General features: G+C 72.1%; 10 protein-coding genes. 2 read left to right on the top strand and 8 right to left on the bottom strand.

Going from position 1 to position 14,527, the window contains the following annotated elements; all coding sequences use genetic code 11:
• Positions 1 to 112: 112 nt before the first annotated feature.
• Positions 113 to 2,944, bottom strand: a complete 2,832-nt coding sequence (secA, locus tag LIX60_RS19515) for a preprotein translocase subunit SecA (protein ID WP_227959620.1) — start codon at positions 2,942 to 2,944, stop codon at positions 113 to 115.
• A 234-nt stretch (positions 2,945 to 3,178) separates the two neighbouring features.
• Between secA and LIX60_RS19510 the strand changes: the two genes are divergently transcribed.
• Positions 3,179 to 4,441 carry a winged helix-turn-helix domain-containing protein gene (locus tag LIX60_RS19510; protein WP_227959619.1) on the top strand — a complete coding sequence of 421 codons (1,263 nt, stop codon included), beginning with the start codon at positions 3,179 to 3,181 and terminating at the stop codon, positions 4,439 to 4,441.
• Between the two features lie 75 nt (positions 4,442 to 4,516).
• Here LIX60_RS19510 and LIX60_RS19505 read toward each other — a convergent pair whose 3' ends face one another.
• The 7 genes from LIX60_RS19505 to mtnA all read right to left on the bottom strand — a co-directional run bounded on the left by LIX60_RS19505 (position 4,517) and on the right by mtnA (position 13,044).
• The gene (locus LIX60_RS19505; RefSeq protein ID WP_019711647.1) at positions 4,517 to 5,260 is read right to left on the bottom strand and encodes a response regulator transcription factor; all 744 of its coding nucleotides are present in this window, start codon (positions 5,258 to 5,260) and stop codon (positions 4,517 to 4,519) included.
• A 197-nt stretch (positions 5,261 to 5,457) separates the two neighbouring features.
• Positions 5,458 to 6,144 (bottom strand): ribosome hibernation-promoting factor, HPF/YfiA family, encoded by a 687-nt coding sequence (hpf, locus tag LIX60_RS19500; protein WP_227959618.1) that lies wholly within the window; start codon positions 6,142 to 6,144, stop codon positions 5,458 to 5,460.
• A 371-nt stretch (positions 6,145 to 6,515) separates the two neighbouring features.
• Positions 6,516 to 7,259, bottom strand: coding sequence for a ComF family protein (locus tag LIX60_RS19495; protein ID WP_227959617.1), 744 nt, complete (start codon positions 7,257 to 7,259; stop codon positions 6,516 to 6,518).
• A gap of 86 nt (positions 7,260 to 7,345) precedes the next feature.
• Positions 7,346 to 9,151, bottom strand: a complete 1,806-nt coding sequence (locus LIX60_RS19490) for an LpqB family beta-propeller domain-containing protein (protein WP_227959616.1) — start codon at positions 9,149 to 9,151, stop codon at positions 7,346 to 7,348.
• A gap of 37 nt (positions 9,152 to 9,188) precedes the next feature.
• Complete coding sequence (mtrB, locus tag LIX60_RS19485; protein ID WP_227959615.1) at positions 9,189 to 11,201, bottom strand: MtrAB system histidine kinase MtrB; 2,013 nt, start codon at positions 11,199 to 11,201, stop codon at positions 9,189 to 9,191.
• Between the two features lies 1 nt (position 11,202).
• On the bottom strand, positions 11,203 to 11,880 hold the full coding sequence (gene mtrA, locus LIX60_RS19480) for a two-component system response regulator MtrA (protein WP_019711651.1): 678 nt from the start codon (positions 11,878 to 11,880) through the stop codon (positions 11,203 to 11,205).
• A gap of 15 nt (positions 11,881 to 11,895) precedes the next feature.
• A complete protein-coding gene (mtnA, locus tag LIX60_RS19475; protein WP_227959614.1) occupies positions 11,896 to 13,044 on the bottom strand; it encodes an S-methyl-5-thioribose-1-phosphate isomerase in 1,149 nt (382 codons plus the stop codon).
• Positions 13,045 to 13,227: 183 nt separating this feature from the next.
• On the opposite strand from mtnA, the gene LIX60_RS19470 reads away from it, so the two are divergent.
• The gene (locus LIX60_RS19470) at positions 13,228 to 14,523 is read left to right on the top strand and encodes a hypothetical protein (protein ID WP_227959613.1); all 1,296 of its coding nucleotides are present in this window, start codon (positions 13,228 to 13,230) and stop codon (positions 14,521 to 14,523) included.
• Positions 14,524 to 14,527 lie beyond the last annotated feature (4 nt).

The raw sequence follows: 14,527 nt of genomic DNA, 5'->3' as shown, positions 1-14,527 counted from the left end.
CGGCGGGAGCACGCCGGTAAGAGGGCCGGGAGCCCGCCGGACACGGGCCGGGGCCGGACACCTCACGGTGCCCGGCCCCGGTGTGCCCGCCCCGCACGGCGGGGCGGCGGCGTCACTTCTTGCGGCGGCGGCCCTTCTGGGCCTTGCGGCGCTCGGCGCGGGTCATCCCGTCCGACTCGGAACGGGCGGGCCCGTCGTTGGTGAAGTCGCCCTCGACCACACCGCCCTCACCGTCCACCGTGGGGGCGGAGAAGTGCAGCCGGTCCGGACGCTGCGGCGCCTCCAGGCCCTTGGCGCGGATCTCGGGGCGGGGGGCGGCTCCGGACACCGCGGGGACGGGCTGCGGCTCCTTGGCGAGCGAGGGCCTGCCCTCCGCCTCGGGCCGCTCCTGCACCGGAACCTCCTCGACCTGCTGCTCGACCTGGACCTCCAGGTTGAACAGGTAGCCGACGGACTCCTCCTTGATGCCGTCCATCATGGCGGTGAACATGTCGTAACCCTCCCGCTGGTACTCGACCAGCGGGTCCTTCTGGGCCATCGCGCGCAGGCCGATGCCCTCCTGGAGGTAGTCCATCTCGTAGAGGTGCTCACGCCACTTGCGGTCCAGGACCGACAGCACCACGCGCCGTTCCAGCTCCCGCATGATCTCGGAGCCGAGCTGCTCCTCGCGGGCCGCGTACTGCTCGTGGATGTCCTCCTTGATCATCTCGGAGATGAACTCCGCGGTGATCCCGAGCCGGTCGCCGGCCGCGTCCTCCAGGTCCTCGATGGTGACCTTGACCGGGTAGAGCTGCTTGAAGGCGCTCCACAGCCGCTCCAGGTCCCAGTCCTCGGCGAAGCCCTCGACCGTCTCCGCGTGGATGTAGGCGTCGATCGTGTCGTCCATGAAGTGCTTGATCTGCTCCTGCAGATCCTCGCCCTCCAGGACCCGGCGGCGCTCGCCGTAGATGACCTCGCGCTGCCGGTTGAGGACCTCGTCGTACTTCAGGACGTTCTTGCGGGTCTCGAAGTTCTGCTGCTCGACCTGCGACTGGGCGGAGGCGATGGCGCGGGTGACCATCTTGTTCTCGATCGGCACGTCGTCGGGGACGTTGGCCATCGCCATGACGCGCTCGACCATCTGCGCCTTGAACAGCCGCATCAGGTCGTCACCCAGCGAGAGGTAGAAGCGGGACTCGCCCGGGTCGCCCTGACGGCCGGAGCGGCCGCGCAGCTGGTTGTCGATACGGCGGGACTCGTGCCGCTCGGTGCCCAGCACGTACAGCCCGCCGAGGCCCACGACCTCGTCGAACTCCGCCTTGACGGCCGCCTCGGCCTTCTCCATGGCCGCGGGCAGCGCCTGGGCCCACTCCTCGGGGTGCTCCACCGGGTCCAGCCCGCGCTGGCGCAGCTCCGCCTCGGCGAGGTCGTCCGGGTTGCCGCCAAGCTTGATGTCCGTACCGCGGCCCGCCATGTTCGTGGCGACGGTGACGGAGCCCTTGCGGCCGGCCTGGGCGACGATCGTCGCCTCCCGGTCGTGCTGCTTGGCGTTGAGCACCTCGTGCGGCACACCGCGCTTGCTGAGCTGCTGGGAGAGGTACTCGGACTTCTCCACGGAGGTGGTGCCGACGAGAACCGGCTGGCCCTTCTCGTGCCGCTCGACGAGGTCCTCGACGACCGCGTCGAACTTGGCGACCTCGGTGCGGTAGATCAGGTCCGACTGGTCGAGCCGGATCATCGGGCGGTTCGTCGGGATGGGCACCACGCCGAGCTTGTAGATCTGGTGGAACTCGGCCGCCTCGGTCATGGCGGTACCGGTCATGCCGGAGAGCTTGTTGTACAGGCGGAAGAAGTTCTGGAGGGTGATCGTGGCGAGCGTCTGGTTCTCGTCCTTGATGTCCACCCCCTCCTTGGCCTCGATCGCCTGGTGCATGCCCTCGTTGTAGCGGCGGCCGGCGAGGATACGGCCGGTGTGCTCGTCGACGATCATGACCTCGCCGTCGATGACGACGTAGTCCTTGTCCTTCTTGAAGAGTTCCTTCGCCTTGATGGCGTTGTTGAGGTAACCGACGAGCGGGGTGTTGACCGACTCGTAGAGGTTGTCGATGCCCAGCCAGTCCTCGACCTTGCTGACACCGGCCTCGTGGATGCCGACGGTGCGCTTCTTCTCGTCGACCTCGTAGTCGCCGGTCTCCTCGATGCCGCGCTGGGGGTTGGCGGGCTCGCCCTTGGTGAGCCGCGTGGCCAGCTTGGCGAAGTCCGCGTACCACTTGGTGGCCTGGTCGGCGGGGCCGGAGATGATGAGCGGCGTACGGGCCTCGTCCACGAGGATCGAGTCGACCTCGTCGACGATCGCGAAGTTGTGCCCGCGCTGCACCAACTCGTCCTTCGACCACGCCATGTTGTCGCGCAGGTAGTCGAAGCCGAACTCGTTGTTGGTGCCGTACGTGATGTCGCAGTTGTACTGCTCGCGGCGCTGCGCGGGCGACATGTTGGCGAGGATGCAGCCCACGGACAGGCCCAGGAACTTGTGGACCCGGCCCATCATCTCGGAGTCGCGCTCGGCGAGGTAGTCGTTGACCGTGATCAGGTGGACACCGTCGCCGGAGAGCGCGTTGAGATAGGCGGGGAGGGTGCCGACGAGGGTCTTGCCCTCACCGGTCTTCATCTCCGCGACATGGCCGAAGTGCAGCGCGGCCCCGCCCATCATCTGGACGTCGTAGTGCCGCTGGCCGAGGACGCGCTTGGCCGCCTCACGGACCGTCGCGAAGGCCTCCGGGAGCAGGTCGTCCAGGCTTTCGCCGTCGGCGAACCGCGCCTTGTACTCGTCGGTCAGCGCCCTCAGCTCGGCGTCGGAGAGATGGACGAAATCCTCTTCGATGGAGTTGACCTGGCCCGCGATACGGTGCAGCTTGCGCAGGAGCTTGCCTTCGCCTGCACGCATGAGCTTGTTGAAGACGGACACTTGGGGTGGTCTCCTTGCCGGTCGGGCCTGGCACGGTCGGGTGCGAGGGCACGACGAGGTGAGGCCTCGCCGCAACGGCCATCGTAAGTCAGGACACACCCGCATCGGGAGGTCCGTCGCCACGAAGGCATGCACTCGCTCCGATGACCCAACGTCCGGACCGCCCGGAAGGTGCCGGGAGCACGGGCCGTTTCCGGAAGCGGGAACACCCGCGGGCACTCCGCGCCCGCCGCGATGTCAGTGGATGCCTCTAGGGTGCCCGGCATGACGAGCCTGCCCGCACCCGCTCTGGAACTCTCCGCCGACGAGGCCCGCCGCATCGCGCTGCGCGCCCAGGGGCTGCTCGGCGCCCCGGACCGCCGCGCCGGAGTCCGCGGCGTGCTGCGGAGCCTGGGCGCCGTCCAGCTGGACACCATCTCCGTGCTGGCCCGCTCACACGAACTGGTGCCGTACGCACGGCTGGGAGCGGTCGGGCGGGAAACCGTCGAGTCGGCCTACTGGGACGGTTCGCACGCCTTCGAGTACTGGTCCCACGCCGCCTGCATCCTGCCCGTCGAGGAGTGGCCGCACCTCGCCTTCCGGCGCCGCGCCCGGGCGGCGCGCGGCCACCGCTGGCATGTCATGGAGGACTCCGAGCGCTCCTGCGCCGCCGTGCGGGACCGCCTCAAGAACGACGGCCCGCTGACCGCCTCGGAGTTGGGCGGCGCCAAGAACGGCGGTGAGTGGTACGACTGGTCGGAGACCAAGATCGCGGTGGAGTGGCTGCTCGACACCGGCGAGGTGGTCTGCTCCCGGCGCCGCGGCTGGAAGCGGGTGTACGACCTCGCCGAGCGCGTCATACCGGACACCCTGTTCCACGACGACCTCGACGACCGCGCGTGCGTGCGCCGGCTGGTCGCCCAGGCCGGTGCGGCGATGGGCGTGGCCACGCGCGCCGACCTCGCCGACTACCACCGGCTCAGGGCCGAGCAGGTCGACGAGGTCCTCGCCGACTCCGGGCTGGTCCCGGTGACCGTCGAGGGCTGGGGCAGGCCCCCCGCCGCCCGCGGCGGCTCACGGCCCTCCTCCGGCCGGCCGCCGGGCACGGCCTGGGCGGACCCGGCGGCGCTCACCACCCCGCCGAGGGGGCGGCACCGCACCACCCTGCTCTCCCCGTTCGACTCGCTGATCTGGGACCGGCCGCGCACCGAGCGGATCTTCGGCTTCACCCACCGGCTGGAGGCATACGTTCCCCGGCCGCGGCGGATCCACGGCTATTTCGCGATGCCGCTGCTGTCCGGCGGAAGGCTGCTGGGCCGGGTGGACCCGGCGCGTGAGGGCACCACCCTCGTCGCCCGGCAGCTTTCCCTGCTGAGCGGGCGGGCGGTGCGGCCGATGGCGGAGGCGCTGGCCGAGGCGGCCTCGTGGGTGGGGTGCACCCGGGTGCGCGTGGAACGGACCGATCCGCCGGAGCTGGCCGCTCCGCTGGCGGAGGCCCTCGCCGAGATCACCGGCTGAGCCCGCGGAGGGAGGCACCCCCGGGAGGGACGGGGAGAGGGAAGAGCGGGAGACGGGCCGGCGCCGGCCCGCCGCTCAGCGGATTTCCAGGATCTTCTCCCGCATCGCGTACACCACGGCCTCCATCCGGGAGTGCAGCTGCAGCTTCTCCAGGATGTTGCGCACATGGTTCTTCACGGTGTTCTCGCTGATGAACAGCTCCTTGGCGATGTCCCGGTTGTTCATGCCGGTGGCGACGAGCTTGAGGACCTCCAGCTCGCGGTCGGTGAGCCGGGGCGCGGGCACCAGCCGGCGCTCGTCGGTGCGCTGGATCATCGACTTGAACTCGGTGAGCAGCTTGGAGGCCATCGAGGGGCTGATCTGCGACTGCCCGTCCGCGACCGCGCGAATGGCCGTCGCCACCTCGTCCGTGGAGATCTCCTTGAGGAGATAGCCGGTGGCCCCGGCCTTGATCGCCTCGTAGAGATCGGCCTCCTCGTCGCTGATCGTCAGCATGATGATCTTCGCGCTGGGAGCCACCTCCTTCAGCGACGTACAGGCCTCGATACCGCCCCGCTTCGGCATCCGCACATCCATGAGGACGATGTCGGGCAGCAGATCGGCCGCCTTCTCCACCGCCTCGGCGCCGTCCCCGGCCTCGCCGATGACCTCGATGTCCTCCTCCTGAGCGAGGACGATCTCCAGCCCGCGCCGGAAGAGGGCGTGGTCGTCCACCACGAGGACCCGGATGGGCTCGCTGCGCGACCCGTTCGCGTCCGCACCGGTTTCGACGGCATCCTCGCCGTCTCCTCCGGTCACGGGCCCGAAGCTGTCCGCCATGGTTCCTCCCCCCGAGGGCATGGCCCTCGATCGCGTGCCGGGCCAACCCATCCTGGCGAACGGCGGGTTGACCGCCTCGCCATGATTCCATGCCCGGGCGGTGGAACGGTGCCTCCGCGGTCGCACGTTGGAGCCCCCGGGGGCGCACGGACGCTCCCGGGGGCATGATCGGTCACCGCGCCAACGCGGGCCTCGGGTCAGCCGCCCAGCGCGCCGCCCGCGCCGCTCGGCGGTTCGGAGACCATGGGGTCCGACTCCAGGTGGATCACGCCGTAGTCGTAGGCGTGGCGGCGGTAGACCACACTGGGCTGCTTGGTCTCGGCGTCGATGAACAGGTAGAAGTCGTGCCCGACCAGCTCCATCTCGTAGAGCGCCTGGTCGAGGCTCATCGGGGCCGCGGTGTGGGTCTTCTCGCGGACCACCAGCGGCCCGTCGCCCTGGACCTCGAGGGACCCGATCCGCTTGGTGGGGACGGTCTCCTCGGGCGGGGCCGTCACGGCGGTGCCGCCGTTCAGATGCTCGGCGAGCGGTGCGGTGGCCTCGGCGACGCTGGTCGGCGTGCGGCCCGGCCCCCGGTGGACCCGGCGCTTGTCACCCCGCTTGCGCAGCTGGGCGTCGAGCCGCGCCGTGGCCGCGTCCAGCGCGGCGTACGGATCGGCGGCGGCGGCCTCCGCCCGGATCACCGGTCCGCGGGTGCGGAGAGTGATCTCCACCCGGTCGGAGCGGTTGGCCTGCCGCGGGTTGTGCTCCTTGGACACCTCGACGTCGAGGCTGATCACCTTGCCGTCGAGCCTCTGGATCTTGTCCAGCTTCAGCTTCTCGGCCACGTGCTTGCGGAAGCGCTCGGGCACCTCGGTCTTGCGGCCCTTGACGACGATGTCCACGCAGAACTCCGTTCCGGGTCGCCCCGCTCGGGGCGGAGCGCATCCCTCTTGCCCTCGGTCCGGACGGCCGCCCCTGGGACGGGGCCCGTCCGGCACTGCGTCTGCCGCACCACCACGGCGTGGAGCCGGGCGCTGCGGCTTTCACCTCCTCCTCCCCAGCCGACAAGATCAACACCCCGTCGGCTCCGGGTCGGCGGTCATGCTCTGACTCGCACCTGTCCTCGCCGGGTCACACCAAAACCCGCCAGAAGTGGCATAAATCCCGCCACCTCTCAGAACCGAACATAACTCGCCCGAACGGGGGATGGCACCCCTTTGCGCCCTCCGTCTCTTCCGGGTGCGCCGTTCCTCTCCCGCCCGGATCGCCTCTCTCACCTGTAACGACGCGCGCCCGGAGTCGGTTCCGGTCCGGCACCGCGGGCCCGGGCACGGCTCCGGAAGGCGCTGGGCGGCGCCGCGACCACCGCCGCACCGACCACCTTCCCGCCCGCCGAGCGGACCGAACGTGCCGATTCCGCCAGCGACGCGCCCGTGGTCATCAGGTCGTCCACCAGAACCACCGGAGCCGACCGGAGCAGCTCCCCCGCCGGCCCGGCCACCTCCAGGGCGCCTGCCAGATTGGCGGCCCGGGCCCTCGCCGGCAGCCCGGACTGGTCCGCGACCCTCCGCCGGTGCCGGAGTGCGGGCACCACCCGGACCGGCCGTCCCGCGCCCCGCAGCACCGCGGCGGCCGCGAGGGCGATACGGCGCGTGGGGTCGTGGCCCCGGCGCGCCACCGAACGGCGCGCCGACGGCACCGGCACCAGCAGCCACGGCTCACGCCCCGGAACCCGCCGCGGGACGGCTCCGGCGAGCGCGGCGCCCAGCGGCCGGGCGAGTGACAGCGCCCCCCGCTCCTTGTGCGCGAGCAGCACGGACCGCACCTCGCCCCCGTACGGCGCGGCGGCGCGCACCTGCGGCAGTCCCGCCGGCGACGGCACCGGCCGCACCGGGGCCGCGGGCCGCCCGGTCAGCGCCATGAGGCACCGGCCGCACAGCGCGGTGCGCGCCCGGCCGCACCCCGCGCAGTCGGCCGGCAGCACCAGCTCCGTGATCTCCCGCCACCACTCCCGCACGGCGATCACTCTGCCCCGCGTCCCGGCGGCCCCGCCACCCCTGTGGAAAACCCCGGAGGCGCCCCCGCCCGGGCGGCGGCTTCCCGTTATCCCGGATAGACCGGTTCCGATCCCTTCTCGGTCACCAGCTGCCAGTTGGCACCCGTCGGGGGGAGCCTGACGATGCCGTCCTCGGAGTCGGCGAGCAGCGGCTTGTTCTCGTCCTCGGAGGCCGCCACCGCCGTCACACCGTTGGCGCCCGGAAGGGGCGGCGTGTTCACCGCCGAGCCGTCCGTCCGCACGTACTGCAACTGCTGCACGCCGGAGGCGCGGCCGACGACCACCAGCCGGCTCACGCCCGCCCAGGACGCCGACTCCACGTGCTCCAGTCTCGGGGTCACCGGGCGCAGGTCGTTCACCGACAGCGGCGGCGTCCCGGGTCCGCCGCCCGTCCGTTCGATCCGGCCCAGTTCCAGGGAGGTGCGCTCACCGCGCTGCACGACCAGCGCGATCCGCACGCCGTCCGAGGCGACCCGGAGCGCTTCGATCCGTCCGTCCCCGAGGGAGGGGACCACGATCTCCCGCGGTTCCTCCGCCCCCCGGGCCAGATACAGCAGCCGCGGGCTCTCCGGGTCACGGTCCGCGACCCACAGATTGCCGCTCCCGTCCCAGCTGGGCCGGGACAGCCCGTCCTCCGCCCGGCCGGCCCGGCTGCGCAGCAGCACCTCACCGGGCTCGGCCCCGGTCTCGATCGGCGCCATGTACAGCGAGCGCCCGTCCTGCGAGACACCGGCCGCCAGCCGTTCGCTGCGGGCGACCGCCACCGACCGCAACGCCACCTGCCCGTCCCCGAAGGGACCGGCGACCAGCGAAGGCACCTCACCGCCGGGCGGCAGGCTCGCCAGCCGCCCGCGGGCGTCGAGGAAGTACTGGCGTTCGGACGGCTCCCGCAACCCAGCCGGGGCGTACGCGTCCGCCTGGCCGCGGTTGACCACGCACAGCCGCGCCCCCTTCGGATCAACCAGATCCACCTGGCTGACCTGGGCCGATGCCAGATCCTGCACGGCGAAGAGGAGCTGCGCGGCCATCTGGTTGCACTGCACCGGGCCCACCCGCGCACCGCGGTCGTTGAGCCGGACCCTCAGCCCGTTGGAGTCGTCCAGTGAGAGCGTTTCGTCGGCCAACCGCGACCCCGCGGGGAACTTCGACTCGACCACCGGGTCGAGCCAGCTGCTCGGTCCCTTGAGCAGCGCCTTGACGGTCGAGGTGACGAGATCCTCGCGCTTTCCTATGCGCTTCCGCAGATAGACGGGGTCGGCGACCAGCACGTCCCCGCCGGTCCCGCTGTCCTCCTGGGAGCCGGGCACCGCGAAGTAGTACTTGTTGACAGGACGGTAGATCCGTTCGAAGTCGGAGCGGCCGAGCACGAGCCCCTCCGGCGGCTGGTCGATCCGCCACTCGCCGCCCACCTTCGCCAGCCGCACCCGCGTCTCGTACTCGGCCTCCGCCGGCCGGTACGCCTGGTCCTGGTCGACCGAGGCGATCTGATCGCCGCTGAGGACCGCCACGGCGGAGTCGTCCTGCCGGTCGCCGGCCCGGGGATCCATACGGGGCACGGGCCCGTCGGCCAGCACCGTCGTCACCGAGAGGGGCCGCCAGCGCCGTGACGCCTCTTTGGTCAGATACTGCCGCGCCGTGCGGAAGTCGGCCTCGTCGCTGGTCGTCGCCTCCAGGAAGCCCCGCACGATGTCGGCCGGCAGCTCACCCTTCCGCGGTGGCAACCCGAACACCCGTACCTGGGCGTCGGCGTCGGCCCGCTGGGACACGTCCACCTGGCGCACACCGCCGCTGTCGGGCATCGAGGCGCACCCGGCCAGCAGTCCCCCGCAGAGCACCAGCGCACCTGCGCGCACCGGGCCGCCGGGCCTCCTCCGTCCCCACCGACGCTGGTCAGGCATCACCCGAGCCGTCCTCCCGATCGTCGTCAGCCCTGCCCTGCCGCCGGCCGCCGGTACCGGCCCCCCGCCCTGCCGTCGGCCGCCCGCCCTCGCCCCGGGCCACGACCCGGGTGCCGCTGCCCGGAAGCGCCGCGGGGTCCGCCACCGCCGGCGCGGGGCGCGGCGCGGGCGTCGCCCCCGGGGCGGCGGCCCGGGTGGCTCCCTGCTCCGCCGGGGCGCCGTCCTGCGCCTGCTCCCGGTTGCGCCGGGAGTCCTCCGGCTCCAGCGGGATGGGCGAGCCGCGGAGCGTACCGTCGGCCGTGCGCGGCAGCGTCAGCCGGAACTGGGAGCCGCCGCCCGGTTCGCCCCAGGCCTGCAGCCAGCCCCCGTGCAGCCGCGCGTCCTCGACGGCGATCGACAGGCCGAGTCCCGTTCCACCGGTCGTCCGGGCACGGGCCGGGTCCGCCCGCCAGAAGCGGTTGAAGACCCGGGTCGCCTCGCCCGGCTTGAGCCCGACGCCGTAGTCCCGTACGGCCACGGCGACGGCGCCGCCCGCGGCTGCCAGCCGCACCACCACATCGCGCCCCTCACCGTGCTCCACGGCGTTGACGACGAGATTGCGCAGCACCCGCTCGATCCGCCGCGGATCGGCCTCGGCGATCACCGGCTGCTCCGCCCCGCGCACGACGATGCGGCTGCCCTTGTTCTCGGCGAGCGGCTCGGCCCCCTCGATCACCTGGTCGACCACGGTCCGCAGATCGATCGGCTCGGCCTCCAGGGCCGCCGCTCCGGCGTCGAACCGGCTGATCTCCAGGAGATCCGACAGCAGCGACTCGAAGCGGTCCACCTGGCCGCGGAGGAGTTCCGCGGAGCGCGCGGTCACCGGGTCGAAGTCCTCCCGCACATCATGGATGACCTCGGCGGCCATCCGGACGGTCGTCAGCGGGGTGCGCAGCTCGTGCGAGACGTCGGAGACGAAACGCCGCTGCATCCGCGAGAGCTCCTCCAGCTGCTGGATCTTGTGCTGGAGGTTCTGCGCCATCTTGTTGAAGGACTCACCGAGCCGCGCGATATCGTCCTCGCCGGTGACCTTCATCCGCTCCTGGAGCAGGCCGGCCGCGAGCCGCTCCGAGATCCCCGCCGCCATCCGCACCGGGGTCACGACCTGCCGCACCACCACCCAGGCGATGGCGCCGAGCAGCACGACGACGAACACGCCCGCGGTCGCCAGCGTCGTCTTGACCAGGCTCAGCGACTTCTCCTCCTGTGTGAACGGGAAGAGGTAGTAGAGCTGGTACGGATTGCCGTTGACGTCGTTGAGCTGCTTGCCGATCGCGAGCGCCGGCTCCCCCGCCCCGGAACTCCGGACGATACGGGTGTGCTGCATGTACGTGCCGGGCTCGGCGTCGACGGAGTCCCGCAGCGCCTGGGGCACGCTCTCCTCGGGCTGGACATCGCCGGAGGATCGAGGCGCACGGGTGCCGGAGCTGTCGTCCACGAAAGGCTGTTCGGTGTCCGAGCCGAGCGCCACCACGGAGTAGACGCCCTGGCCACCGCTCGCGAGCTGCTGCACCAGGTCGGTCAGCCAGACGCCGGAGTTCAGCTGGACCCGGCTGCCCGCGGTGGCGCCGGGCTCCCCGCGGGCATCGGCGTCCGCCTTGTTCTGGGCCACCCGGAAACCACCGGCCGCCTGCGACTGCGCGGCACTGGTCTTGGCATCCTGGAGCCCGTTGCGCACCTGGCCGATCACCACGACGCCGAGCAGCAGGACGACACCGAGCGACATCAGCAGCGTGCTCGCCACCACCCGCAGCTGGATGTTGCGCCGCCACAGCCTGAGCGCCGCCAGCAGCGGCCGCCGCACCCAGCGCAGGACCATCCGCAGCAGCGGGTTGACGGGGCCGCCCGGCGCCCCGTCCTGCAGCAGCCCGCCGCCCTGCCGGAGGCGGTCGTAGAGCGAGATCCTGCCCACCGGATCGACGGGCCGCCCCTCGTTGCGCTCCGGAGCAGCACCGTGCCCGGCCATGTCAGCCTGGTCCCGCCTTGTATCCGACACCACGGACCGTCACCACGATCTCCGGCCGCTCCGGGTCCTTCTCGACCTTCGAGCGCAGCCGCTGCACATGCACATTGACGAGCCGCGTGTCCGCGGCGTGACGGTAGCCCCACACCTGTTCGAGCAGCACTTCCCGGGTGAAGACCTGCCAGGGCTTGCGCGCCAGCGCGACCAGCAGATCGAACTCCAGCGGGGTCAGCGCGATCGACTGCCCGTCCCGCTTCACCGAGTGACCCGCCACGTCGATCACCAGATCGCCGATCGCGAGCTGCTCCGGCGCGGGCTCCTCGGAGCGCCGCAGCCGCGCACGGATCCGCGCCACCAGCTCCTTGGGCTTGAACGGCTTGACGATGTAATCGTCGGCGCCGGACTCCAGGCCCACCACCACATCGACGGTGTCGCTCTTCGCCGTCAGCATGACGATCGGCACCCCGGACTCGGCCCGGATCAGCCGGCACACCTCGATGCCGTCCCGGCCGGGCAGCATGAGATCGAGCAGCACCAGATCGGGCTTGGTCTCGCGGAAAGCGGCCAGAGCCTTGTCACCGTCCGCGACGAACGACGGCTCGAAGCCCTCGCCGCGCAGCACGATGCCGAGCATCTCTGCCAGTGCGGTGTCGTCATCGACGACGAGAACGCGTCCCTTCATACCGACATCATCCCATTAGCTGATCGTGACCTGGCGTGACCTGGAGCACAGGTCCCCGATTGCGTCCCCCGTGACGGGCGATACGACACCGTGCTCGGTGACGATCGCCGTCACCAATTCCGGCGGAGTGACGTCGAAGGCCGGATTGTACGCCTGAGTCCCCAACGGGGCCAACGGTATGCCCATACCCGCTTCCCGTGCGCCGCCGGGGACTTGGGGCGGAACGAACTCCGTCACCTCGTGCCCCGGACGCTGCTCCACCTCGATCGAGGCGCCGTCGGGGGTCTCCGGGTCCACCGTGGTGCTCGGCGCCACCACGATGAACGGCACATGGTGGTAGCGCGCCAGCACCGCCAGCGGATAGCTGCCGACCTTGTTGGCCACCGACCCGTCCGCCGCGATCCGGTCCGCACCGACCAGCACCGCGTCCACCTCACCGGCCGAGAAGAGCGAGCCGGCGGCATTGTCCGACAGCAGCGTGTACGCCATGCCGCTCCGCGCCGCCTCCCAGGCGGTCAGCCGCGAGCCCTGCAGCAGCGGGCGGGTCTCGTCCACCCACAGCCGCCGCAGCTCCCCCGCGCTGTGCACCTTGCGCACCACCGCGAGAGCTGTGCCCTCACCTCCGGACACCAGCCTCCCCGTATTGCAGTGGGTGAGCAACCGGTAGCCACCGCCCGGCAGCAGCTCGCGCAGCAGCACCGCCCCGTGCTCCGCCATCCGCGCGCTCGCCTCCGCGTCCTGCCGGTGCAGCTCCCGCGCCTCGGCGAGGGCCGCGGCCCCGGCCTCCTCGGGTCCGCCTCCGCCACCGGCCACCTTCCGGTACGCGGCCAGCGCCCGGCGCACCCCGTAGCCGAGGTTGACCGCGGTGGGACGGGCTCCGGCGAGCAGACCGGCCGCCTCCTCCACGTCGTAGCCGCGTACGGCGGCCAGCGCGACACCGTAGGCCCCCGCGAGCCCCAGCAGCGGAGCACCCCGTACGGCGAGAGTGCGGACGGCCTCCACCAGGGCGGGCACATCCGTGCACACCAGCTCGGTCTCCTCGCCCGGCAGCCGGGTCTGGTCGAGCAGCACCAGCACCGGGCCCTCCGGGGGCTCGTCCCAGCGCAGCGAGGGAAGGGGGGTGGGGTCGCCGGCCGCCGCGAATACCGCGTTCTGATCAACCATCCGTCCAGTCTGCCCGTGCGATGGAGAGATCAGAAGGTGCCCTCGGCTCCCGAAGGCAGGGCCCGCCCCGCGCCGGGTGGGCCCCGTGGCACGATGGCAGCCAACCGGCCGTCACCGCGTGCCCGGGCCGGCACTCGCCGGCACCGCCGGGCGGCCCGCGGACGGCACCGCGAAGGAGCGATGATGAACGACTCTCCGGGCTGGGCCTCGCCCGGATCGGCCCCCTCCGGCGACCCGGGCCGAGACGGCGGGAACCCCGCCGGCCCCGACCGGGACGAAACCGGCAGCGGCAGCAGCAGCGAGCCTCCGGTGAACTGGTCCAAGGAGCAGCCTCCCGGCGGCCGGTGGGCCGCGCCCGCCGGATCCGGACCGACCCCGCCGCCGGAAGGCGGCGGCCCCGGCGCCCCGGGCGGCTGGGGCACCGGCTGGGCCCCGCCGCCCGTCGTGGCCAAACCCGGCATCATCCCGCTCCGCCCGCTGGGCATCGGCGAGATCCTGGACGGCGCCGTCTCGACGATGCGCGCCCACTGGCGCACCGTGCTGGGCATCTCCCTCGCCGTCGCCGTGATCACCCAGGCCGTCTCCACGGTCACCACCGGCCTCTGGTTCAACGACCAGGCCGGGCTGGCCGCCCTGGAGAACGACCCCGCTCCGACCCCCGACGAGATCCTCGACGCCCTCAGCGGAGCCCTCACCGGCAGCGCCGTCACCGGATTCGTCAGCATGCTCGGCACCATCATCGCCACCGCCATGCTGACCATGGTCGTCAGCCGGGCCGTCCTCGGGCGCCCGGTCACGACCGGCGACGCCTGGCACAGCGCACGCCCCCAGCTCCTGCGCCTCTTCGGGCTGCTCTTCCTCATCCCGCTGATCATCCTGGCGATCAGCGCCGTGGCGGTGGCACCCGGGCTCATCCTGACCGCCGCCGACCCCACCGACGCCGCAGCCGCTCTCACCCTGGCGGGCGGGCTGGCCGCCCTCGTCCTCGCGGTCTGGCTCTGGATCCGCTTCAGCCTGGCCGCACCCGCCCTCATGCTGGAACGGCAGGGCGTCATCGCCTCCCTGCGCCGCTCCGCCAAGCTCGTCCGGGGCGCGTGGTGGCGGGTCTTCGGCATCCAGTTGCTGACCCTGGTGCTGCTGTTGTTCGTCGCGGCCGTCATCGAGATCCCGACGAGTCTGATCGCCGTGGTCGTCGGCGGCGAGAGCGCCACCGACTGGATGGCCGGCGAGACCGCGGAGACCGGCTGGCTCTTCCTCATCGTCCTCGGCATCGGCGCGGTGATCAGCTCGACCATCACCTTCCCCATCAGCGCCGGTGTCACGGCTCTCCTCTACATGGACCAGCGGATCCGCCGGGAAGCCCTCGACCTGGAACTGGGCCGCGCGGCCGGCCTCCCCGGCTACGGCACACGGGGTCCGGGCTACGGCACACCGGGCCCGGGAGACGGCCGGGCCGACGAAACCACCCCGGGGAGCTGATGCG

Origin of the sequence: Streptomyces sp. S07_1.15, assembly GCF_020739505.1 — a bacterium.
Taxonomy (GTDB): domain Bacteria; phylum Actinomycetota; class Actinomycetes; order Streptomycetales; family Streptomycetaceae; genus Streptomyces; species Streptomyces xinghaiensis.
This window is presented reverse-complemented; position numbering and strand designations above follow the sequence as displayed.